Genomic DNA, 20,828 nt, shown 5'->3' on the forward strand with positions numbered 1-20,828 from the left:
ACGACGGCCCAGGCGCCTAGCGGCCGGCGCTGCTCTCCCGGTCAGCGCCGGCCGCTATGCCGTGCTCTGTGCCGGCGCGGGGCTGCGGCACCTCGAGGCTTGCGTCCGCCGGGGCGGCAGTCAGGGCACCCGGCAGGCGGGGGTCGAGCAGGCGCAGGATCGTGCCGATCACCACTGCGATCACCACGACCGCGCCCAGGTTCACCAGCACGGTCGGATAGCCGAGCTCGACAACGTCGGCGAAGGGGTACGGGTACCAGTCGGTGACGGCGCCGTGGGCCAGGGTGTAGCTGATCCAGAACGCCGGCCACACCGCGGCCCAGGCCAGGGTGCGCCCGTCGATGCGGGGGCGGGGGCCGAAGAGGAGCCAGCCGAGCAGGGCGGACCACGGGGCGACGTAGTGGAAGCCGAAGTCGGCGAGCCAGGCGGCGCCGTGCAGCTCCACCTGGCCGGCCAGGATGGTGGCGTAGACGATGCCGGTGATCACGATGCCCAGCAGGGCGTCCAGGCGGATGACCCGCCAGAGCCGGCCGTCGCGGCCGGGGTTCAGCGCCAACGCTGTCGTCGCGATCAGCAGGAGCAGGTTGCTCTGGATCGTGAAGAAGCTGAACAGGCGGACGAAGCGGGTGAGTGCCGGCTCCGGGTCCGCCGGTACGGCGTGCGGCGCGGTGTCGGTCGCGGTCAGCACGATCTGGATGATCAGCGAGACGAGAACGATGCCGGCCAGGGTGCCGTGCCAGATCCGTGACTTCATGCCGCTCTCCCGCGTACCCCGATGATCTCCGATGCGCGGCAGCTTAACCCAGCTTCAGGAGAGAGCCTCAGGAGACGGCCGGCAGGCGTACGGTGACCCGCAATCCCGGGTGAGCGTCGCCCAGGGTGACCGAGCCGCCGTGCCGGCGCACCAGTTCGCGGACGATGGCGAGGCCCAGGCCGGAGCCGCCGGCGTCGCGGGCCCGGCCGTCGTCGAGGCGGGTGAAGCGGTGGAAGACCCGGTCGCGGTCGGCGTCCGGGATGCCCGGGCCGTCGTCGTCCACGACGATGAGCAACGACGGGCCGTCGGCGGCGGCGCGGACGGTCACCGTCGACGTGCGGTGACGGACCGCGTTGTCGAGCAGGTTCGCCACCACCCTGGCCAGCGCGTCCGGCTCGCCGGTGAACGGCAGCGGGCCCTCCGGCTCGGCCACCGTGACGTCCGGGAAGCGTTCGGCCGTCTGGGACACCAGGTCGCCGAGGTCCAGGCTCTCCACGCCGCGACCGGTCGCCCGCACGCCCTCGTCCGATCGGGCGAGCAGCAGCAGGTCGTCGACCAGCCGGGAGAGTCGCTGCACGTCGGCGAGCAGGTCGTCGCTGAGCGCCGGCCAGTCGGTGTCGTCCGGCAGGTGCTGCGCCACTTCCAGTTCGGTACGCATGTTCGTGAGCGGGCTGCGCAGCTCGTGCGCGGCGTCCGCGACGAACGCGCGCTGCCGGGCCCGGCCGGCGTCGAGCCGGTGCAGCATGTCGTTGAGGGTGACCGCGAGCCGGTGCACCTCGTCGCGGGAGTCCGGCACCGGCAGGCGGCCGGCCCGGGTGCCGCCGGTGATCTCCTCGGCGCCGGCGCGCAGCGCGTCGACCGGGCGCAGCGCCGCACCGAGCGCCCGCCACAGACCGGCCGCGAGCAGCGCCACCAGCAGCGGGAACAGCACCAGCAGAGTGATCTTGAGCAGGTGCACGCTCTGCTGGAGTTCGTCGGTGGACCGCGCCACGAGCACGGCCAGCGGATCGGTGGGCGGGCCGGCACTGACCTTCGCCACCCGCGCCTCGCCGTCGAAACCGATGCGGTTGCCGGGGATCTCCACACTGCCGCCGTCGGCCAGGTCACGCAGCTCGTCGGGGTAGAGGATCGGCACGAGGCGGTCGGCGGTGGCGGACCTGGCGATCACCCGGCCCTGGTCGTCCACGACCTGGACCTGGACGCCCGGGGTGACCGGGATCGGGTCGGTCAGCGAGCCCTGGTCCACCAGGCGTTTCACGCCGCGCGCCGTTTCCAGCGCCTCGGTGTGAATGGCCCGGCCCTGCGCGAACCCGAGCACGGCGACCAGCAGCACGCCGCCCGCCGCCAGGCCGAGCATCAGGCCGGCGGCGGAGACCAGGAGCAGCCGGGCCCGCAGGCTGAGTTCACTGGGACGACGCATCGGCCGTCGCCAGTCGGTATCCCGCTCCGCGGACCGTCTCCAGCCGGTCCCGGCCGATCTTGCGGCGCAGGTAGCCGACGTAGACCTCGACCGCGTTCGGCGCCGTCTCCAGGGCGGCGTCCCAGACGTGGTCGAGCAGCTCGGTCTTGGAGACCACCTGGCCGGGACGGCGCATCAGGTATTCGAGGAGGGCGAACTCGCGCGCCGTCAGGGTCACCTCGCTGCCCGCCACCAGCACGCGGCGCTCCGCCGGATCCAGCTCGACGTCACCGAAGGCCAGGACCACCGGGCGCGCCTGCGCGCCACGGCGCAGCAGGGCACGCAGCCGTGCGAGCAGCACGACGTACGAGAACGGCTTGGTCAAGTAGTCGTCGGCGCCGCAGTCGAGGCCGTCGGCCTGGTCGTACTCGCCGTCCTTCGCGGACAGCATGAGTACGGGCAGCCAGTGCCGTTCGGCGCGCAGCTGCCGCACCACCCGGTAACCGGAGAGGCGGGGCAGCATCACGTCGAGGATCATCGCGTCGTATCCGCCGTGGCGGGCCATCTCGAGGCCGTCCTGGCCGTCGCCTGCCACATCGACCGCGAAACCCTCGGCCTGCAGGCCCCGTCGCAGCGCGGCGGCCAGCCGAGCCTCGTCCTCCACCACCAGCAAGCGCACTCACACACCTTGGCACGTTGATGCCATTGTCCGGGAGCGGCTCTCAGCGACGTCACAGCCCGCTGCCAGATCGGCCGGGAATCAGCTCGGCGGGGAATCAGCTCGGCGGGGCTCCGCTCGGGCGCGGGCCGCTCGGCGGCGCTCCGCCAGGTCCACCACCCGGGCCACCGGAACCCATCGGCGCACCGCTCGGCGCGCCGTCACCGGTGTTCTGGCCGCCGGTCGGTGTCGTCCCGGTGTCCACGCCGACCTCCAGCGAGACGGCGTACCCACTTGTCACATCGCCGCTGACGGTGGCGAGCTGGCTGGCGCCGGCGTCGTCGCCGAACACGTTGTCGCTGTCCAGGGTGACCTGGGCGAAGTTGGTGACCGAGGCCTCGTACCCGGTGGTGGCGAAGACGTCGTCGCTGGTGGCCTTCGGCATCGCGACCTGGGAGGTCGCGATCGCATTGGCAGCCGCGCTGATGCTCGCCTGGTCCGGGTAGACCTCGAAGTGGATGTGCGGCCATCGGCCGGAGTAGCAGGCCGGGTAGATGCTGGTGAACGTGACCTGGCCGGCGTCGTCGGCGACCTGCACACCGCGCAGGTAGTTCTCCTCGGTGATGCCGTCGGAGTAGAGCGAGTACTCCCCCGCCCGGTTGCAGTGCCAGACGTAGACCGCGACGCCGGCGAAGGCCGCCCCGCTGTTCGCCAGATCCTTGATGGTCAGCGTGAGGGTCATCGGCACGCCCTCGGCGGTGGTGGTCTTGTCACCGAAACTGGATCGGATGTCGCTACGGACGATGCCGTCCTCGGTCAGGACGTTCGGTCCGTTGGAGCCGTCACCGGGGTACGGGCCGGCGGTCTCGTCCGGGATCTCGCCGACCGTGTTCGTCTCCGAGGTGGCCACGGTCGGGGTGTCGCCGTCGCTGTCGCCGCACGCGCCGAGCCCGAGTGCTACCGCGCCCAGCCCGAACGCCCGCAGGATCTGCCGCCGCCGGATCGTCCCGACGTCGAAGGCCAGACCCTGGTCGAACAGGTCTTCCTCCGGCCGGGGCAACGAGCGCCCTTCATACGTACCCATGAAAGCCTTTCGTCTTTTTTGTACTTTATGAGGACTTTCAAGCTATCTGACCGACCCTTCGGTGGTGCCCCTTAAGGGACTTTCTCAGCCTGGTCACAGCGGCAGCGGAGCACGATGGTGGACAGAGAAGGGGAGGTGGACATCGTGTCCGTGTTCAGGTCAAGGCCGGCGTTGCGCTGGCTCGTTCCGTCGGCCGCCGCAGTGGCGGTCATCGGGGGCGGCGCGGCGGCCGGAACGATCGTGGCGAGCGCCGACCCGGCTCTGCCGGAGCGCTCCGCCGCGCAGCTTCTGGTGGACCTGCAGAGCGCCGACCCGGAGGGTTTCTCCGGAACCGTCGTACAGAGCACCGACCTCGGACTGCCCGGCATCGCCGGCCTGCTGAAGAACGTCGAAGGTGGCGGCCTCACCAGCCTGGTGTCCGGGAGCAACACGGCCCGCGTCTGGTACGCGGGTGAAGAGAAGGTCCGGCTCGCGCTGCTCGGCACCGACGGCGAGACCGACGTGATCCGTAACGACAGCAACGTGTGGATCTGGAAGAGCAGCGAGAACAGCGGCACGCACGTGACGCTGCCCGAGGGCGCCACCGAGAAGGAGGCGCTGCCCAGCGGCGTTCCGTCGACGCCTCAGGACGCCGCCGACGCGGCACTCGCCGCGATCGACGACAGCACCGCGGTCGCCACGACCGGTGCGGCCGAGGTGGCCGGGCGGGACGCGTACGAACTCGTGCTCAGCCCGCGGGACACCAACTCGCTGATCGGGCAGGTCCGGCTCGCGATCGACGCGGTCGAGCATGTCCCGCTGCGTGTCGACGTCTATGCCAAGAGCGCCTCCAAGCCCGCGGTGCGGGTGGCGTTCGAGCAGGTCAGCTTCGAGGTACCGGACGCGCAGCAGTTCGCCTTCAATCCGCCGCCGAACGCCTCGATCGAAGAGGTCACGCCGCCGACGGAGAAGGAGCTCGCGGAGAAGCCGGACGCGGTCAAGCCGGAGGCCTTCCAGCACGACGCGGGCAAGCCGGGCACCGAGTCCGACGACTTCAAGGTCATCGGTGAGGGCTGGACGACGATCATCTCGGCGAAGCTGCCGGAGGACGCGCTTGCCGGCGCGGAATCCCCGGCCAAGCCCGCGCCGTCCGCGTCCTCGTCCTCGCCCCTGGGCGATCTCCAGGTCGAGGGCATCCTCGAAACGCTGCCGAAGGTGAGCGGCGACTGGGGCAGTGGCCGGCTGCTGAGCGGTTCGCTGTTCAGCGCGCTGATCACGGACGACGGCCGGGTGTTCGCCGGAGCGGTCTCCCCGGAGGCTCTCTACGCGGTCGCCTGACCGATTCCGCCCCACGAAGCCCCGTCGCGGTCCTTACCCGGCGGGGCTTCGCGCTGCCTGTCGCAGACGCTGCCGGATCGCCGCGAGATCCTCGGCGGCACACCGGCCTCGCGGCAGGCAGGCCAGCCGAGCATCACGCCCGTGAGCGTGAGACACGCCGGCGCCGGCTACTTCACAATGAAAACCATTTCCAGCAAGATGGGTTGTGACATCACATTCGGTTGTCCACTTCGTTGTCCATGGAAGGAAAACCCATGTCGCTCACCGTTTCTCCCGATCTGCTCGCCAGCGCCGAACGCGGCGAGGTGTCGGATGCCGACTTCGTCGCGTGCGTACGGGAGTCGCTGCCCTACGCCTGGGACGTGGTCAGCACGGTGATGGCCGACCTGCGATCCGGTGACGGCGGGTTCGCCGACCACGAGGTGCCGCCGCCCACCGAGACCGAACGCGGGCAGCTGCTGCGCGCCCTCGCCAGTGACGCGATCCGGGGCGGGCTGGAGCGCCACTTCGGTGCGAAGCTGGCCTTCCAGAACTGCCACCGGGTGGCCGCGTTCGACGTCAACCAGGTGGGCGGCGAGCGTTACCAGGCGTTCGTGTCGCCGCGGGGTCAGCTGCTGAACCAGTCCCCCGAACTCCGCAACTGCTGAACCAGCCCCAGCCCGGCGGCCCGGGTCCCGTTGCCGCGGGGCTCGTTGCCGCAGGGCTCGTTGCCGCAGGGCTCGTTGCCGCAGGGCTCGTTGCCGCAGGGCTCGTTGCCGCAGGGCTCGTTGCCGCAGGGCTCGTTGCCGCAGGGCTCGTTGCCGCGGGGTGAGCCGTAGCGCAGGCGCGTAATGGGGCCGCGATGACATGTCTGAACGACGGCTCGTGCCGCTCAGCCGTAGCCCAGACACGTCACCAGGGTCCGATAAGGCGTCTGAGCTACGGCTCGGCTTGTCTCGGCGGGCGGGCCCCACCTACGCGTGTCGATTTTGGGTCCGTATCGAACCTGAATTCGACACGGACAGGGTGCTTGCGGCGTGTGTGTCGAGTTCGGGTGCGTATCGAACTGCGTATCGAACCCCGAACCGACACGCTTGCCTGACCCTGCGAGATCTTGGACCGCTGCTACCACCGGAGGGTGGCCCGAGGACCAAGATCGTGGCGGGAGGCCCCCGCCCGACTCGTGGCGTCGATCCTTGCCTAGAGCGAGGTGCGGCGCTGGGACGGCACTTTCGGCGCCTGGGTGGTTACCAGCTGGGCTACCGGGATGGAGGTCGGGCCTTCCGCAGGTGCGGCGGATCGAATCAGGGTGACCGAGACCGACCCGGCCCGCGCCGACCCGGCCCGCGCCGACCCGGCCCGCGCCGAGACCGCCGTGGCCGCGGCGCCCGCAGAGACCGCGGATGTCGCCGCCGCAAGCGCCCCGCCCAAGGGCGCCGCTTCCGCAAGCGCCCCCGCCAAAGGCGCCCCTTCCGCAAGCGCCCCGGCCGAGGGCGCCGCCTCCGCGAGCGCACCCGCCAAAGGCGCCCCTTCCGCGGGCGTCGCTGCCGGCGGGTTGGGGGCTGCGGCGGGGGCTAGCTGGTCGGGGTGGTAGTTGCGGAGCAGGGCGTAGGCCGCGCCGGTCAGGGCGGCTGCCGCTATCGCGTCGAGCCAGTAGTGGTTGCCCGTTGCCACGATCACCAGCAGGGTGATGGCCGGGTGCAGAAGCCACAGGGCCCGGTGGCGGCCGCCGATCGCGGAGATCAGGGCGATCGCCACCACCAGGGCCCAGCCAAAATGCAGGGACGGCATGGCGGCGTACTGGTTGGAGAAGTGATCGGTCTCCGGGTTGCCGTAGACGGCCGGGCCGAAGAGGTGGCCCAGGTCCAGCATTCCGGTGTCGGTCAGCATTCTCGGCGGCGCCAGCGGGATCACGAAGTGCACCAGCAGCGCACCCGAGGTGAGCAGCGTCAGGACGTTGCGGGTCCAGCGGTAGTGCGCCGGGCGGAACAGGTACAGCCAGATCAGGCAGGCCGCGGTCGCCGGGAAATGGACATACGCGTAATAGGTGTTGGCGATCTCCACCAGGGCCGGCCAGCCGAGCAGAGTGTGCTGGACCGCAAGTTCGCCGGGCAGGTGCAGCCAGCGTTCGACGTCCCAGACCACGCGCGCGTTGCGGAACGCCTCATCGACGTGGCCGTCGGCGGCCAGCCGGCCCACCTTGTAGACGCCGAACAGCACCGCCACCAGCGCGATCTCACGCAGCGCGGAACGCAGCGCCGCAAGGAAGCCAGGCCGGGCCCCAGCCGGGTCCGACGGGTCGCCGCCCGGCCTGTCCGGGCATTTCGGGAGCGTCAAGGAGGACGGCACACTCACGGCAAGCTCCCCGGGAAATGCGGTGCGGGCGGGAATTGCGAGACTTCGGCGTTCGGCACCCGGACGCCGACGACGCCCGGGTGAAGGCCGGTCAAGGTGAGCCTGAATTCGCCATGTCCGCTCCCCCGTCGATACGCAAGGAGAAGCATCCGGCGATCTTGCATGTTGGGCAAGATTTAACCGGCGGATAGTGACGTAACGCGCATTGGTAACAACGCCGTTACATTGACGCGGTCCTCGGATCAGGGCCGGTCATTGCGTCCAGCGGCCATGAGCAGGGCAAGCGTGGCGAACGCGGCGATCAACGGGGTCCACTGCGCTGTTAGCGCGTACCCGAGCAGGAGCGTGACCGTCGCACCTGCCGCGACCCATCCGATGCGCACCGCGCGGCGCGTGCGCGCCGGCAGAAGCGTGACGCAGCGCCAGGGCAGAAGACCTGCGGGGATCAGTACGCGCAGACCGAAACCGATCATCACGAGCACGACCGTTACGGCTGCGGCGCGGGCGGCGATCTGCCAGGAGGGCCATGGGTACGCGCCGGCCGCCAGCACCGCGACCAGCGGGACGCCCGCACCGAGGCCCCGCCGAAAGCCGCTGAGCAGGCCACGGACCGGCCAGGTCAGCGCGGTGGTGTCGAGGCGGGCCGGATGGTCGGCGGCGAGTTCGCGCAGGCTACGCATCGACGACCGGACCCGGAGCCGTTCGGCGTCGAGCAGGGCGATCAGCCAGCGGCCGTCCGGGTTGCCGGGGTCCTGGGCGAGGGCTTTTTCGATCGCTTCGCGCGCGGGTTTGCGGCGGCCCGCGTGGCGCTCGATCTCACCGAGGGTGAGCAGGTCGGGGACGGAGCGGGGGTTGAGCGCGAGGGCACGACGGGCGGCGTCGCGGGCGCGGGGGAAGTCACGGGACTGGGCGTGAGCGCGGGCCAGGACGCGGTGGGCGGGCGGGTGCGCGGGGTCGAGGCGGACGGCTTCCTCGGCGGCGCGCAGAGCGGTTTCCCGGGTTCGGGGGCTGGAGTGCTCGGGGGCCTGGGCAAGCAGGAGGCACTCAGCCAGCTCGATGTGAGTACCGGGTAGATGGGGCGCGACCGCCACGGCGGCTCGCGAGACGGCCAGCGCCTCAGCGGCACTCTTCTGGAGGCGCAGCAGGCCCGCCAGCAGGGTCAGCAGCTCCGGATCAGCCGGGACCTCCACCAGGGCGCGGCGCACCTCGGTCTCGGCGTCCGCGAGGCGGCCGACGTCGGCGAGCGCCCGGGCACGGGTTGCCGGCGTCACCGCACCTTGCGCTTCTTCAGATACGCCGCCAGGTCGTCGTACTCGCCGCTCTCGTTCGCGAACATCGCCACGTTGCGAGCGGTGGCGAACCACGCGTCCGTCGACGGACGTACCTCGCGGGCCGCGGCCAGCATGTCCGCCTGGCCGATCATGCGGATCTCGCCGGTGGTGATCGAGTCGCGCATCGCGTACTCGGCGGCGGTCTCGCACAGGTGCGCCAGGTCGGCGCCGGAGAAGTGCTCGGTCGCCTGCGCGACCTGGTCCAGGTCGATGCCGGCGACCGGGCGGTCCCGCAGGTGGAACTCCAGGATCGCGGCGCGGGCGGCGCGGTCCGGCGGCAGCACCAGGACGGTACGGTCCAGGCGACCCGGACGCCGCAGCGCCGCGTCGACGTCCCAGGGCGCGTTGGTGGCCGCCAGGACGAACACCCCGTCGTTGCCGCCCTCGACGCCGTCGAGTTCGGTGAGCAGCTGGTTCACCACGGTACGCATGGACGACTGCAGCTGGCTGCGCTTGTGCCCCAGCGCGTCGATCTCGTCGAGGAACAGCACGCACGGGGCATGCCCGCGGGCCGACTCGAACAGGTCGTGCAGGTTCTTCTCCGAGCTGCCGACCCACATGTTCAGCACGTCGGTGATGCTCAGCGAGAGGAACGCGGCGCCCATCTCGCCGGCGACCGCGCGGGCCAGGAACGTCTTGCCGCAGCCGGGCGGGCCGTAGAGCAGCAGGCCGCCGCGCAGGCTCTTGCCGAACAGGGACCGCAGTTTCGGGTTGCGCAGCGGTCCGAGGAACGAGACCTCGAGGCGCTTCTTCACGTCGGCCATACCGCCGACGTCGGCCAGGGTGATCGTGGCGCGTTCGACGTCGAAGACCCGGTCCTCGTGGCCGCGTACCTGGTCGGGCTCGCCGTCGGCGGAGGAGCGGGCGAACCGGGGTGGCACGGAGTCGCCGAACTGCTCCTCGAGAGCACCCCAGTCGACGCCGGCCGGGCCGGCGGCGGGCTGAGCAGAACCGGGCTGAGCAGAACCCGGCTGAGGCGCGGGCGGCGCGGCGGACGGAGGCGTGGGCGGGGCCGCGGGTGCCAGTGCCCGGCCCATCAGCTGCTGCGCGACGACGTTGCCCGGCTCGCGCGCGAGCACCTGCGCCGCGTGCCCGATCGCCTCGCCGCCGCGGCCCGCGGACACCAGCAGCTCCGCCAGGTGCAGGCGCAACGGGAGGTCGTCCGGACGGACCTGCACCGCGGCGGTGAGGCTGTCGATCAAGGCGTCGCTCATGACACGCGATTATGCCCCTGCCGGGTGAGCACCCGCTGTGCACCGGGGACTCCGGCCGGAGGCGGACGAAGCGGAGCTGTGCGAACCGTCACCGGCCGTGTTCACGCGTACCCCAGAAATAGCGCGAGAGAAGCAGAAAGGCCGCCCCTCGCCATGATGCGAGAAACGGCCTTTCGCGGCAATTCTCAGGCTGGCCGGCGATATCCCGCGATGGGGCCGCGGTCGATCGTCGCCATCCGCACGTAGTCGCCCGTGTGCGGTGCGTGGACCACCTTGCCGCCGCCGATGTAGATGGCGACATGATGGATGTCGGAGTAGTAGAAGACGAGGTCACCCGGCTTCAACTCGCTCCGGCTCACTGACTTGGTCGAGCCCCACTGGTCCTTCGTGTAATGCTCGAGGGACACACCGACCGACGCCCATGCCTTCTGCGTCAGACCCGAGCAGTCATAACTGTTCGGGCCGTTCGAGCCGAAGACATAAGGCTTGCCGATCAGGTCGCACGCCTTCTGGGCCGCACGACCGCCCTTGTCGTTGGTGTACGTGACCGGGCAGGGCCCGGTGCGCAGCGCACCGTCATCGACGTTCGCCGAACCGTAGGCGGCGATCCGGAGATCCTGAAGGTCCTTGATCTCCTTCTCGATCGCCTTCTTCTTCGACGCCAGGTCCTTGTCCCGGGCGGCGATCTCGGTGGCGAGCTGGTCGACGGTGGCCTTGTCACCTGCGTACTTGTCGCGGAGCTTGGCCACGGTCGCGATCGACTCGGTCTGGTGGACGGCGAGCTGGTCGAGGAGCGTGAGCTTCTCGGTCAGCGACGTCGGCCTGCCACTCATCAGCATCGCGTTGAACGCGTTCGGCGGGCCCTGCATGTAGGCATCGACGGCCATGCCCCGGACCTGGGCCATGGCGACGTCCACCTTCACCTGCAATGGAGTCAGGGTCTTCGCCAGCGAAGTCTGCTGCTTGCGCAGTTTCTTCAGCTTGGAGTGCACCGAGTTGTACTCCTCGATGACCGGCTCGAGCTTGTTCCACTGCTCGTCGATCTGCTTCTCGACGCTCGCCGGCGTGGGCTCGGCGTGGGCAACAGCGGGACCAGTGAGAACGACTCCGGCCGCGGCAATTACGCAGAGCAGACCGCGTAGAACGCCTTTCCGTTTCACTTAGGTGCGTTGTCCTTTCTTCCCACTCGACCGCCGACCGGGTTAGCTGACGGGTTCGGGCGGGAAGCTGCCCGGCCGCTCGGGGAGCGGCTTCACCCCGGAACTACCTGGGTCCCCGGCACGCATCTGCGTTTAGGCGGCGGTTCGGCAGATCGACCGGTTGGGCGATTGGGGGGCTACCGAACCGGGACCACCGTACCGGGATCAAGAGGCTAAATGAAGGAGGGCCGCACGCTGGAACCGTAAGCACCAATACCATTACCCACCGTCATTGAAAAGGCCACGTTTCGATAGCCCGGCCCAACCAGGGCACCACCAGGATCACTGTGGGTAGCACCAGCAAGCCGGCCGCGGCGATCACCGCGGCCACCGTGAGCGCCCGGCTCTCCGGAAGATCCAGCCGGTCCAGCCGCCGCCGCCTGGTCTCGCCGGCCGCCCCCTCAGCGAGCGGCAACGCATCCGCGAGACGCGACAACGCGGCCCGGAGCGGCTCAGGCCCGGTGCGGCGCCTCGCGGCATCATCGGACACCATCTCCAACAGCAGGTGTACGGCATCAAGCGGCGCCCGGCTCCGCAGAAGTTTCGGGACAGCCTGGTAGAACGCGGTGAACGACTCCATCACCAGCTCGTGCCGGTGCCGCAGGTGGGCGCGCTCGTGGGCGAGAACCGCGTCGACCTGCTCGCGGTCGAGCACCTTGAGCACCGCGTCACTGAGCACCACCCGGGGGTTCCGGCCGGGCACGCAGTACGCCATCGGCAGCGCCCCGTCGAGGACGCGTACCTCACCGGCCTCGCCGCCGATCTCGCCTCGCTGCTCGACGTGGTCCAGGAGGTCGACGAGCATCCGGTGCCGGTCGCGCCGGGCCCGGGCCCGCGACGTCACCTGGGCCAGCGAGATCAGCAGCCGGATCACGATCGTCGCGGCCACCGCGAGGGACAGCACCAGCGCGACAACGGTCTCCGGGTGGCGGGCGCCGGCCGCCCGGGTCAGCTCCTCCGGGGCGGCCAGCACCACGCCGAGCGCGCAGAGCACCGCGGTCAGCGTGAGCGCCTGCCAGAGCACGACGGCGGCGACCGGGGCGCGGTCGGGCCAGCGGGCGCTCGCCAGGATGCCGGGCGCGATCAGCGACAGAGTGAGTCCGAGCGCGCCGAGCAGGAGGGCGGTCACCGCTCGCGTGCTGCTTCTAACGCTGCTCTCAGCGCCTCGGGCGGCAGCTGCTCCATGAAGTACGCCAGCGCGGCATCCCGGTCGGGCGTGGCGCTGAGCGCGTCGAGCATCACGCCGGCGGTCATCTCCTCGCGGGACTGCGCCGGGGCGTACCGGTAGGCACGATCCGCTTTCTGCTGGATGACCAGGCTTTTCTTGGCGAGCCGGTCCAGCACTGTCATCACCGTCGTGTACGCCAGGTCGCGGTCACGGCTGAGCAGCTCGTGAACCTGCCGGACGGTGAGCGGCTCGCGCGCGTCCCAGAGTTTCGTCATGACCTCGCGCTCGAGGTCTCCCATCGCCATGCTCCCCATCCTACGAGCCTCCTACTGCATCGCGTCGTACTACAAGGCGTAGTATCTACTACGAAGCGTCGTACTTCGTTGGGGGAACCTCGTGGACGTGCTCGATTTGACCCGGCTGCAGTTCGCGGTCGTGACGATCTACCACTATCTTTTCGTCCCGCTGTCGATCTGCCTGGCGTCGGCGGCGGCCGGGCTCCAGCTCGCGTGGATGCGCACGGGTTCGGAGAAATACCTGCATCTCACGAAGTTCGTCGGCAAGCTGCTGATCGTCACGTTCGCGGTCGGCGTCGTCACCGGGCTCGTCCAGGAGTTCCAGTTCGGGCTGGGCTGGAGCGCGTTCGCCCGCTTCTACGGCGACGTCTTCGGACCCACCCTCGCGATCGAGGGGATGCTCGCGTTCTTCCTCGAGGCGACGTTCCTCGCCCTGTGGTACTTCGGGTGGGACCGGCTGCCCCGCCGGCTGCACGCCGCGACGATCGTCATCGTGGCGGCAGGGACGCTGCTGTCGGCGTACATCATCCTGGCCGCCAACTCGTTCATGCAGAACCCGGTCGCGTACGCCCTCGATCCGGAGACCGGGCGGGCACACCTGACGAGTTTCACCGAACTGCTCACCAACGAGGTGGTCCTCGCCGCGTTCCCGCACACGATGGCCGGTGCGGCGATGGCCGGCGGCGGGCTGCTCCTGGCGATCGGGGTGTGGCGCTTCAAGGCTGACGCCTCCTTCCTGACACTCTCCCGGCTCGGTGCCTGGGTCATGCTGGTCGGCGGGCTCGGAACCGTCATCAGCGGGGACCACATCGGCAAGGTCATGACCGCCGTGCAGCCGATGAAGATGGCCGCCGCCGAGGCACTGTACGAGACCACCACCGGCGCGCCGTTCTCCGTCTTCGCCATCGGGGAACTCGGCCACGACCGGCCGTTCTTCAGCATCGAGGTGCCGAAGCTGCTGTCCTTCCTCGGCACCGGGTCGTTCAACGGAACCGTGCAGGGCATCGACGACCTGCAGGCCGCGTACGCCGCCCAGCACGGTCCGGGCAGTTACGTGCCGATGATCCCGGTGGCGTTCTGGACGTTCCGGCTGATGATGGGCGCCGGGATCCTCGCCATGATCGTCGCTGGGTACCACCTGTGGTCGACGTCGTCCTTCAAGCTCCGTTTCCTGCGGTTCCTGCCGGCGATCCTGCAGCCCGGCAACGGCACGCCGAGGATCTTCCTGCGGTTCATCTGGCTCGCCCCGATCCTGCCCGCCGCCGCGAACACCTTCGGCTGGGTCTTCACCGAGACGGCACGCCAGCCCTGGCTCGCGTTCGGCATCTCCAAGGTGGCCGACGGGATCTCGCCGGGGCTCACCAGCGCCGAGGTGATCACGTCGCTCGCCGGGTTCACGCTCGTCTACGGCATCCTCGCGCTGGCGTGGACCCGGCTGGTCATGCACCTGTCCCGGCAGCCGCTCGAACCTGACAAAGCCGTCGAATCGGCTCCGGAACCCGTCCCGGCCTACTAGGAGCGCGCCGTCATGATCACTTTCTGGTTCGCGATCCTCGTTCTCGCCTGGGTTCTCTACTTCGTCCTCGAAGGATTCGACTTCGGCGTCGGCATGCTCACCCCCGTCCTCGGGCGTGACGAACACGAGCGCGGCGCGGTCATCCGTACCGTCGGGCCTTTCTGGGACGGCAACGAGGTCTGGCTGGTCGCCGCGATCGGCGTCACCTTCGCCGCGTTCCCCGACTGGTACGCCGCCCTGCTCTCCGGCCTCTACCTGCCGATGGTCCTGATCCTGCTGCTGCTCGCGATCCGCGGCGTGGCCCTGGAGTTCCGCGGCAAGCACTCGTCGTCCAGCTGGCGCCGCCGCTGCGACGCGCTGCTCGCCCTCTCCTCCGGCGGCATCGTGCTGCTCTGGGGCGCCGTCCTCGGCATCTTCGTGCACGGCCTCGCGCTGGGCGCCGACGGCGAAGTCACCGGCGTCGGCGTCTCCCGCAGCCTCGACCCGCTGCTCACTCCCGCTGCCGGGCTCGGCGCGCTGGGCGCGCTCCTCGCCGCGATCCTGCTGGGTGCGACGTTCCTCGCGCTGCGCACGACCGGCCCGGTGCGCCGCCGGGCACGCGACCTGGCACGCCACGCCGGCATCGGCGGCGCGGTCGCCCTTCTGATCATCGGCATTGGTACGGGTTCCCGCGTCGCACTCCTGGCCGCGGTCCTGTGTTTCGGGGCCGGTGTGCTGGCCCGCCGAGCCCGCGAGGCAGCGGCGTTCGTGGCGGTCGCGGCGGGTGTGGCCGCGTCCGTGGTCGCCGTCTTCCTGGTGCACGGCGATGTGGTGCTGCGCAGCACACTGTCGGCGGCGTGGTCGCTGACCAGGGACGGCGCGGCCGCCGGGCCGGAGGCGTTACGCCTGATCACGGTGGCCGGGGTGATCGTGCTGCCGGGCGTTCTGGCGTACCAGATCTGGTCCTATTGGGTCTTCCGCCGCCGAGTCTCGAGTGAACGGGTCGCATCGTGAGCCGTGGTCCTGTCGATCCTCGGCTGCTGCGGCACGCTCGGAGCAGCCGGGCCGGGGTGGCGCTGCTCACCCTCATCGGCGCCGGCCAGGCCGCTGCCACCATCGCGCTCGCGGTCGCGCTGTGCTGGATCGTCGCCGGGCCGCGAGACACCGGCGTCGTCCTGCTGGCCGGGGCGTTCGCGGTGCGGGCCGTCCTCGCCTGGGCCGAACAGGTGGTCGCCCGCCGCACCGCCGCCCGGGTCACCGACGAGCTCCGCCGCTCCATGCTGGACGCTGTCGTCCGGCGCGGGCCGGCGTGGGTGGCGGCCTACGGTTCGGGGCGGCTCAGCACGGTTCTCGCAACCGGCCTGGACGCGCTGAAGCCGTGGTTCTCCGGATATCTCCCGGCGGTGGCCCTCGGCGTCATCCTGCCCCCGCTCGTCATCCTGGTCATGTTCGTCGTCGACCCGGCGTCGGCGATCATCGCGCTGCTCACGCTGCCGCTGATCCCGCTGCTCGGCGCGCTGATCGGCTGGGCCACCCAGGCCCGGGCCCGGCAGCGCTGGGCCGCCGACGCGCGGCTGGCCGGCCACTTCCTCGACGTGGTCCGCGGCCTGGCGACGCTGAAGGTGTTCGGCCGCGCCGAACGCCAGACCGCCGTGATCGCCGACCTCACCGACCAGCACCGGCGCGCGACGATGCGGGTGCTGCGGGTCGCGTTCCTGTCGTCCACCGCGCTGGATCTGGTGGGCACGCTCTCGGTCGGCCTGATCGCGGTCCAGGCCGGGCTGCGGGTGGCGGCCGGCTCGATGGAGCTGGCGCCCGCACTGCTGGTGATCCTGCTGGCCCCGGAGGCGTACCGCCCGCTGCGCGAGATGGCCGCCCGCTATCACGCCGCCACCGACGCCACGGCCGTGATCGCCGATGTCGACGAGATCCTCACCGCTTCATCGCCTGACGACCATCCCGCAGGCCCGGCGCGGGGAGATCAGGTGCCGCGCGCCGCGGCCGTCTGGGACAGCTCGGGGCGTTGGGGGGTACGGGTCAGCGCCCTGCGCGCGCGGTACCCCGGTTCGGTGACGGACGCGGTGTTCCTGCCGGAACTCACGGTCCGGGCCGGTGAGGCGGTGGCGCTGCGCGGCCCGTCCGGTGCCGGCAAGACGACGGTGTTGCGGGTACTCGCCGGCCTTCACCCCGCCGAAACGGGCGCTCTCGCCGTCGGGTCAGCCTTCTATCTGCCGCAGCGGCCGTCGCTTCCGCACGCTCGTACCGTCGCGGAGGTCTTCCCCCCGGACTCCTCCCCCGCCGAGATCGCCGAGGCGCTGCGAACCGTCGGCCTGACCGGCGAGGTGACCGCCTCCACCCCCCTGAGCGAACACGGCGCCGGCATCTCCTCAGGCCAGCGCCAGCGCCTCGCCCTGGCCGCCCTGCTCCACCGCGCCACCGCCGCAATCTCGTCCGCCGCGGTCAAAGCCTCTGCCCTGACGACCACCGCGCCCAAGCCGACAACCGGCAACGCGGCAATTCCGGGCACGGCAATTCCGGGCGTGGCAATTCCGGGCGACGCGATCCCGGGCGGCGTTCTTCCGGGCAACGCGATCCCGGGCGGCGCTCTTCCGGGCGGCGCTCTTCCGGCTAATTTGGCCGGTTCCGGCGGCTTGCGGGCGCGGCCGGTGGTGACGCTGCTGCTCGACGAGCCGACCGCCCACCTGGACGCCGCCGCCGAGAAGCTGGTCATTGCCCGCCTCCGCGACCTGGCCAACCAGGGCTGCGCCCTCCTGGTCGTAGCCCACCGCCCAGCCCTGCTGTCCGCCGCCGACCGAGTGGTGACCCTCAACCCACCGGACGCGGCTGAACAGGGCGGCCGCCCTGACGTACAGCCGGCAGCCGTGGACGACAGCCGACCCGGAACGGCTGAACACCACGGCCGCCCTGACGTACAGCCACCAGCCGTAGACGACAGCCGACCCGGAGCGGCTGAACACCACGGCCGCCCTGACGTACAGCCGCCAGCCGTGAGCGACAGCCCGCTCGGAACGGCTGAGCGACACGACAGCCGGCCCGGAACGGCTGAACACCACGGCCGCCCTGACGTACAGCCGGCAGCCGCACGTGACGGCCGGGCTGCCACCCGCAGCCCGGCTGGTGGGGGCGGCCGGCGGTGGGAATGGGTGCGGCGGCCCGGGGTGGCGGTGGGGCTCGGGGCTGGGGCCTCGCTTGCCGGGGTGCTGCTCACCGGGGCGGCCGCCTGGCTACTCGTGCGGGCGTCCTCGCTGCCGCCGGTGCTGACGCTGTCCGGGGCGGTCGTCCTGGTACGCGGAAGTGCTGTCGCCCGGCCGCTGCTGCGATACCTCGAACGGCTCGTCTCGCACGACCTCGCCTTCGCGCGGCTGGGGCAGCGGCGGGCGCGGGTCTACGCCGACCTGATCCCGCGTGTGCCGGGCCGGCGCGCGCATCGGCGGGGTGACCTGCTCACGAAGCTCGTCGACGATGTCGACGCCCAGGTAGACGGTTTGCTGCGCGGGCGGCTCCCGGCCTGTGCGACGGCAGCCACCGTCGTGATCGCCGGACTGGCGGCGCTCCTAGCCGCGCCCGCTGTCGTGGTGCCGCTCGCCGTCGGTGTGCTGATCGCCGGCGTGCTCGCGCCGGCCGTGGCTGCCTGGCAGGCCGGCCGGCTGGACGCTGTCACGGGTGCCGCGCGGGCCTCGCTCCGGAACGCTGTCGTGGAAACCGTGGACGGCATCGAGGAGGTCGGTTCCGGGTCGGCTCGTTCGAGCGTACCCATGGATCGCAGCCGGACCCTCGCTGCGCTGGAGGCGCGCGCGGCGCGTGAGTCAGGCCTGGCCGCGGCGCTCGCCCACCTGGGATGGGGGGCGGCAGCGGCCGGGACCGCCCTCGTGCTCGCCCGGTCCGGTTTGTCCGCCGAATGGAGCGCGGTGGCGCTGCTCGGCATGGTCACCCTCGGTGACACGGTGGTGGCGCTGCCGGAGGCAGCGATCGCGCGGCGGCAGGCAGCGGGCGCGGCGCGGCGCGTGCGCACGCTGACAGCACAACCGCCCACCTCCGCGATGGTCACCCTGAGTGAGGCGACTCCCTCTTCAGGTCCAAATCTCCGGGTACGGAATTTGACGGCCGGCTGGGATCGAGAATTGCCACCGGTCCTGGACGGATTCGACCTCGAACTGCCGGCCGGATCACGGACCGCGGTGACCGGCCGGTCCGGCTCCGGGAAATCGACGCTGGCCGCGGTGCTCGGCCGGCTCCTCGACCCGTGGACCGGAACTGTCGAGTTCGACGGCAAGACCGTGCTGGTCGGCGACGAGACGGGCCATGTGTTCGCGTCGACCGTCCGGGAGAACCTGCGTCTCGCGGCCCCCAGCGCGACCGATCCGCAGCTCCTGGCCGCGCTGGCGCGGGTGGGCCTCGACGCGTGGGTGGCGGCGCTGCCGGACGGGCTGGACACCTGGCTCGGCACCGGCGGAAACACGATCTCGGGCGGGCAACGGCGGCGCCTGTCCACCGCGCGGGCGCTGCTCGCGGAACCGGACCTGCTGATCCTGGACGAGCCGACCGAGGGCATCGACGAAGCGGGCGCGCACGAGTTGATGGCGGACCTGCTGGGCGCGGCGTCCGGGCGTACCGTGCTGATCTTCGCGCATCGCACGGAAGGTCTTGATCTGGTGGACCGGGTCATCGATCTGAAATCCGTCCCATATCAGCCTTCTTACGCCAGGATGGACTGATCGGTCCGTAAAGTGGGCGCTATGGTACGAACGCCCACCCCGGGCACCCGCGACACGATCCTGACCGCCGCCGCCGGGCTCTTCTACGAGCACGGCGTACGGGCCGTCGGCATGGCACAGGTCGTCGAGGTGGCCGGGTGCGGCAAGAACCTGCTTTATCGGCATTTTCCGAGCAAGGCCGACCTGGCGGCGGCGTACCTCGACCTGGTTCGCCGTGAACGCGCCCAATCCGCGGGCGAGGCGCTGCGCTGGGCCGGAACCCCACGTGAACGGCTGATCGCGCTGGTCGCCGAGACCGCTGACTGGGTTCGGAGGCCGGGGTACCGGGGATGCGCGTTCCGTAACTATCTGACCGAGTTCCCGGGCGACGACGACGAGCCGGCACGGGTGGCCAAGGCCTATCTCGCCGACACTCGTGCTGAGGTGGACCGGCTGGTGGGGCAGCTGGGCGCGGCCCCGCCGGACTCCCCCGCCGACCGGATGTGCGCCGGCCGGATGTGCGCCGACCAGATGTGGGCGGACCGGGTGTGGCTTGTCGTCAACGGGTTGTACGCCAGCAGCCCGGACCAGGCCCAGACAGCCGTCGACTGGGTCACCGACCTCCTGGCGGAGAGCACGCCGGGTCATCGGGCGGCTCGGAGATCCAGCGCGTAGAGAAGCTTGTCGTACCGTTCGGCGCCCACCGCTACGAAGGCGGGCAGGCGGCCGTATCTGGTGAAGCCCGCCGACTCCAGGCGTACCTCGGAGTAACCCACGGGAGGAGTCAAGCAGACTCGCCGGTCAGCAGGTCCAGCACCTCCTCCTCGGCTTCGGCCACCTTGCCGTCCTCGAAGTTCTCGATCACCCGCGGGTCGACGTACGAGGCCCGGGCCACGGCCGGGGTGTTGCCGAGCATGCCGGCTACCTCGCGCATGGCGCCGGCCACGGCCCTCCTGCGTTTGGTGGCGGTCGGCTGCGGGCCGGCGGCGGCCAGTTCGGTGGCGGCCTTGACGGTGCCGTGCCAGGTGCGGAAGTCCTTCGCCGTCATCTTGCCGCCGCTGACCTCGCGCAAGTAGTCGTTGATCGTGTCGGCACGGATCTCCTGCCAGCGGCGTTCACTACGGTCGTAGTACGCGAACAGCCGCTCCTCGCCGCGGCGGCGGCGCTTCAGGTCGCGGAGCACCGCGCAGACCTCGCCGTCGCCGACCGACGCCGTGTGGTCCACGCCGGATTTGCCGCGGAACTCCAGCAGCACGCAGCCGCCGCGGGTTCTCAGATGGTCGGGTCGCAGGGTGGAGAGGCCGTAGGACGGGTCGTCGTCGCGGACGGCGTACTGGTCGCCGCCGACGCGGAACATCCCCATGTCGAGCAGCCGGATGACGGCCGCGAGGACTCGCTCCCGGGTCAGGCCACGCCCGCCGGCCAGGTCGTCGCGGAGCCGGTCGCGGAGGTCCGGCAGCCGCTCGGCCACCTCCACGGCGTGATCGAACTTGGCCCGGTCCTGCTGTTCGCGCCACTGCGGGTGATAGACGTACTGCTTGCGGCCGGCCGCATCGATTCCGGTGGCCTGGATGTGGCCGCGCGGATCCGGCGAGATCCAGACGTCCCGCCAGGCGGGTGGGATGACCAAGCTCTTGATCCGGTCGAGGGTTTCCTCGTCGCGGATGGTGCCGCCGTCGCGGTCGAGGAAGGTGAAGCCTCTGCCGGAACTCTTCGTGCCGGTCCGGCGGCGGCCCAAGCCGGGTTTGCTGAGGTCACTGCGCTTCAATCGCATGAGACTCGATTTCGTCAGGGGGTCGGTACTTCATTCCCGTCAGAGGCGGCGTCACACCGGGGGTACGGGCGCGGGTAGGGCCGTGGAGGG

General features: G+C 70.9%; 18 protein-coding genes and 1 riboswitch. Of the genes, 6 read left to right on the top strand and 12 right to left on the bottom strand.

Annotated features, from left to right (window positions below; all coding sequences use genetic code 11):
- Positions 1–16 precede the first annotated feature (16 nt).
- The 4 genes from ACQP2E_RS23050 to ACQP2E_RS23065 all read right to left on the bottom strand — a co-directional run bounded on the left by ACQP2E_RS23050 (position 17) and on the right by ACQP2E_RS23065 (position 3,895).
- Complete coding sequence (locus ACQP2E_RS23050; RefSeq protein WP_433825014.1) at positions 17–754, bottom strand: Pr6Pr family membrane protein; 738 nt, start codon at positions 752–754, stop codon at positions 17–19.
- Positions 755–821: 67 nt separating this feature from the next.
- The gene (locus ACQP2E_RS23055) at positions 822–2,174 is read right to left on the bottom strand and encodes a sensor histidine kinase (RefSeq protein ID WP_433825015.1); all 1,353 of its coding nucleotides are present in this window, start codon (positions 2,172–2,174) and stop codon (positions 822–824) included.
- Entirely contained in the window at positions 2,158–2,832 is a 675-nt protein-coding gene (locus ACQP2E_RS23060; RefSeq protein WP_433825016.1) for a response regulator transcription factor, read from the bottom strand. The genes ACQP2E_RS23055 and ACQP2E_RS23060 overlap by 17 nt, the downstream gene beginning before the upstream one ends.
- Before the next feature lie 97 nt (positions 2,833–2,929).
- Positions 2,930–3,895 carry a 3,4-dioxygenase subunit beta gene (locus tag ACQP2E_RS23065; protein WP_433825017.1) on the bottom strand — a complete coding sequence of 322 codons (966 nt, stop codon included), beginning with the start codon at positions 3,893–3,895 and terminating at the stop codon, positions 2,930–2,932.
- A 144-nt stretch (positions 3,896–4,039) separates the two neighbouring features.
- On the opposite strand from ACQP2E_RS23065, the gene ACQP2E_RS23070 reads away from it, so the two are divergent.
- Both ACQP2E_RS23070 and ACQP2E_RS23075 read left to right on the top strand, forming a co-directional pair.
- Positions 4,040–5,212: a LolA family protein gene (locus tag ACQP2E_RS23070; RefSeq protein WP_433825018.1), complete on the top strand. Its 1,173-nt coding sequence runs from the start codon at positions 4,040–4,042 to the stop codon at positions 5,210–5,212.
- Positions 5,213–5,466: 254 nt separating this feature from the next.
- On the top strand, positions 5,467–5,859 hold the full coding sequence (locus ACQP2E_RS23075; protein ID WP_433825019.1) for an SCO5389 family protein: 393 nt from the start codon (positions 5,467–5,469) through the stop codon (positions 5,857–5,859).
- Between the two features lie 532 nt (positions 5,860–6,391).
- On the opposite strand, the gene ACQP2E_RS23080 is transcribed toward ACQP2E_RS23075, so the two are convergent.
- From ACQP2E_RS23080 to ACQP2E_RS23105, 6 genes are all read right to left on the bottom strand, one after another.
- Positions 6,392–7,546: a phosphatase PAP2 family protein gene (locus tag ACQP2E_RS23080; RefSeq protein WP_433825020.1), complete on the bottom strand. Its 1,155-nt coding sequence runs from the start codon at positions 7,544–7,546 to the stop codon at positions 6,392–6,394.
- A gap of 242 nt (positions 7,547–7,788) precedes the next feature.
- Complete coding sequence (locus ACQP2E_RS23085; protein WP_433825021.1) at positions 7,789–8,817, bottom strand: tetratricopeptide repeat protein; 1,029 nt, start codon at positions 8,815–8,817, stop codon at positions 7,789–7,791.
- On the bottom strand, positions 8,814–10,091 hold the full coding sequence (locus ACQP2E_RS23090) for an AAA family ATPase (RefSeq protein ID WP_433825022.1): 1,278 nt from the start codon (positions 10,089–10,091) through the stop codon (positions 8,814–8,816). The genes ACQP2E_RS23085 and ACQP2E_RS23090 overlap by 4 nt, the downstream gene beginning before the upstream one ends.
- A 185-nt stretch (positions 10,092–10,276) precedes the next feature.
- On the bottom strand, positions 10,277–11,251 hold the full coding sequence (locus ACQP2E_RS23095) for an NlpC/P60 family protein (RefSeq protein ID WP_433825023.1): 975 nt from the start codon (positions 11,249–11,251) through the stop codon (positions 10,277–10,279).
- A gap of 16 nt (positions 11,252–11,267) precedes the next feature.
- Positions 11,268–11,400, bottom strand: a riboswitch (cyclic di-AMP (ydaO/yuaA leader).
- 119 nt (positions 11,401–11,519) lie between these two features.
- A complete protein-coding gene (locus ACQP2E_RS23100; protein WP_433825024.1) occupies positions 11,520–12,419 on the bottom strand; it encodes a M56 family metallopeptidase in 900 nt (299 codons plus the stop codon).
- The gene (locus ACQP2E_RS23105) at positions 12,416–12,763 is read right to left on the bottom strand and encodes a BlaI/MecI/CopY family transcriptional regulator (RefSeq protein WP_433825025.1); all 348 of its coding nucleotides are present in this window, start codon (positions 12,761–12,763) and stop codon (positions 12,416–12,418) included. The genes ACQP2E_RS23100 and ACQP2E_RS23105 overlap by 4 nt, the downstream gene beginning before the upstream one ends.
- 91 nt (positions 12,764–12,854) lie before the next feature.
- On the opposite strand from ACQP2E_RS23105, the gene ACQP2E_RS23110 reads away from it, so the two are divergent.
- Genes ACQP2E_RS23110 through ACQP2E_RS23125 form a run of 4 tightly spaced genes read left to right on the top strand, consistent with a single transcriptional unit; the run spans position 12,855 to position 19,639 of the window.
- Positions 12,855–14,270 (top strand): cytochrome ubiquinol oxidase subunit I, encoded by a 1,416-nt coding sequence (locus tag ACQP2E_RS23110; protein ID WP_433825026.1) that lies wholly within the window; start codon positions 12,855–12,857, stop codon positions 14,268–14,270.
- A gap of 12 nt (positions 14,271–14,282) precedes the next feature.
- Positions 14,283–15,263: a cytochrome d ubiquinol oxidase subunit II gene (gene cydB / locus ACQP2E_RS23115; protein WP_433825027.1), complete on the top strand. Its 981-nt coding sequence runs from the start codon at positions 14,283–14,285 to the stop codon at positions 15,261–15,263.
- Complete coding sequence (gene cydC / locus ACQP2E_RS23120; RefSeq protein ID WP_433825028.1) at positions 15,260–18,985, top strand: thiol reductant ABC exporter subunit CydC; 3,726 nt, start codon at positions 15,260–15,262, stop codon at positions 18,983–18,985. Before cydB ends, cydC begins: the two co-directional genes overlap by 4 nt.
- Before the next feature lie 21 nt (positions 18,986–19,006).
- Positions 19,007–19,639 carry a TetR/AcrR family transcriptional regulator gene (locus tag ACQP2E_RS23125; protein WP_433825029.1) on the top strand — a complete coding sequence of 211 codons (633 nt, stop codon included), beginning with the start codon at positions 19,007–19,009 and terminating at the stop codon, positions 19,637–19,639.
- On the opposite strand, the gene ACQP2E_RS23130 is transcribed toward ACQP2E_RS23125, so the two are convergent.
- Together ACQP2E_RS23130 and ACQP2E_RS23135 are read right to left on the bottom strand one after the other, a co-directional pair.
- On the bottom strand, positions 19,609–19,752 hold the full coding sequence (locus ACQP2E_RS23130; RefSeq protein ID WP_433825030.1) for a hypothetical protein: 144 nt from the start codon (positions 19,750–19,752) through the stop codon (positions 19,609–19,611). The two genes, ACQP2E_RS23125 and ACQP2E_RS23130, sit on opposite strands and share 31 nt — an antisense overlap.
- The gene (locus ACQP2E_RS23135; protein ID WP_433825031.1) at positions 19,749–20,738 is read right to left on the bottom strand and encodes a DNA topoisomerase IB; all 990 of its coding nucleotides are present in this window, start codon (positions 20,736–20,738) and stop codon (positions 19,749–19,751) included. The genes ACQP2E_RS23130 and ACQP2E_RS23135 overlap by 4 nt, the downstream gene beginning before the upstream one ends.
- Positions 20,739–20,828: the final 90 nt, after the last annotated feature.

This window comes from Actinoplanes sp. CA-015351, assembly GCF_050955685.1.
GTDB lineage: Bacteria > Actinomycetota > Actinomycetes > Mycobacteriales > Micromonosporaceae > Actinoplanes.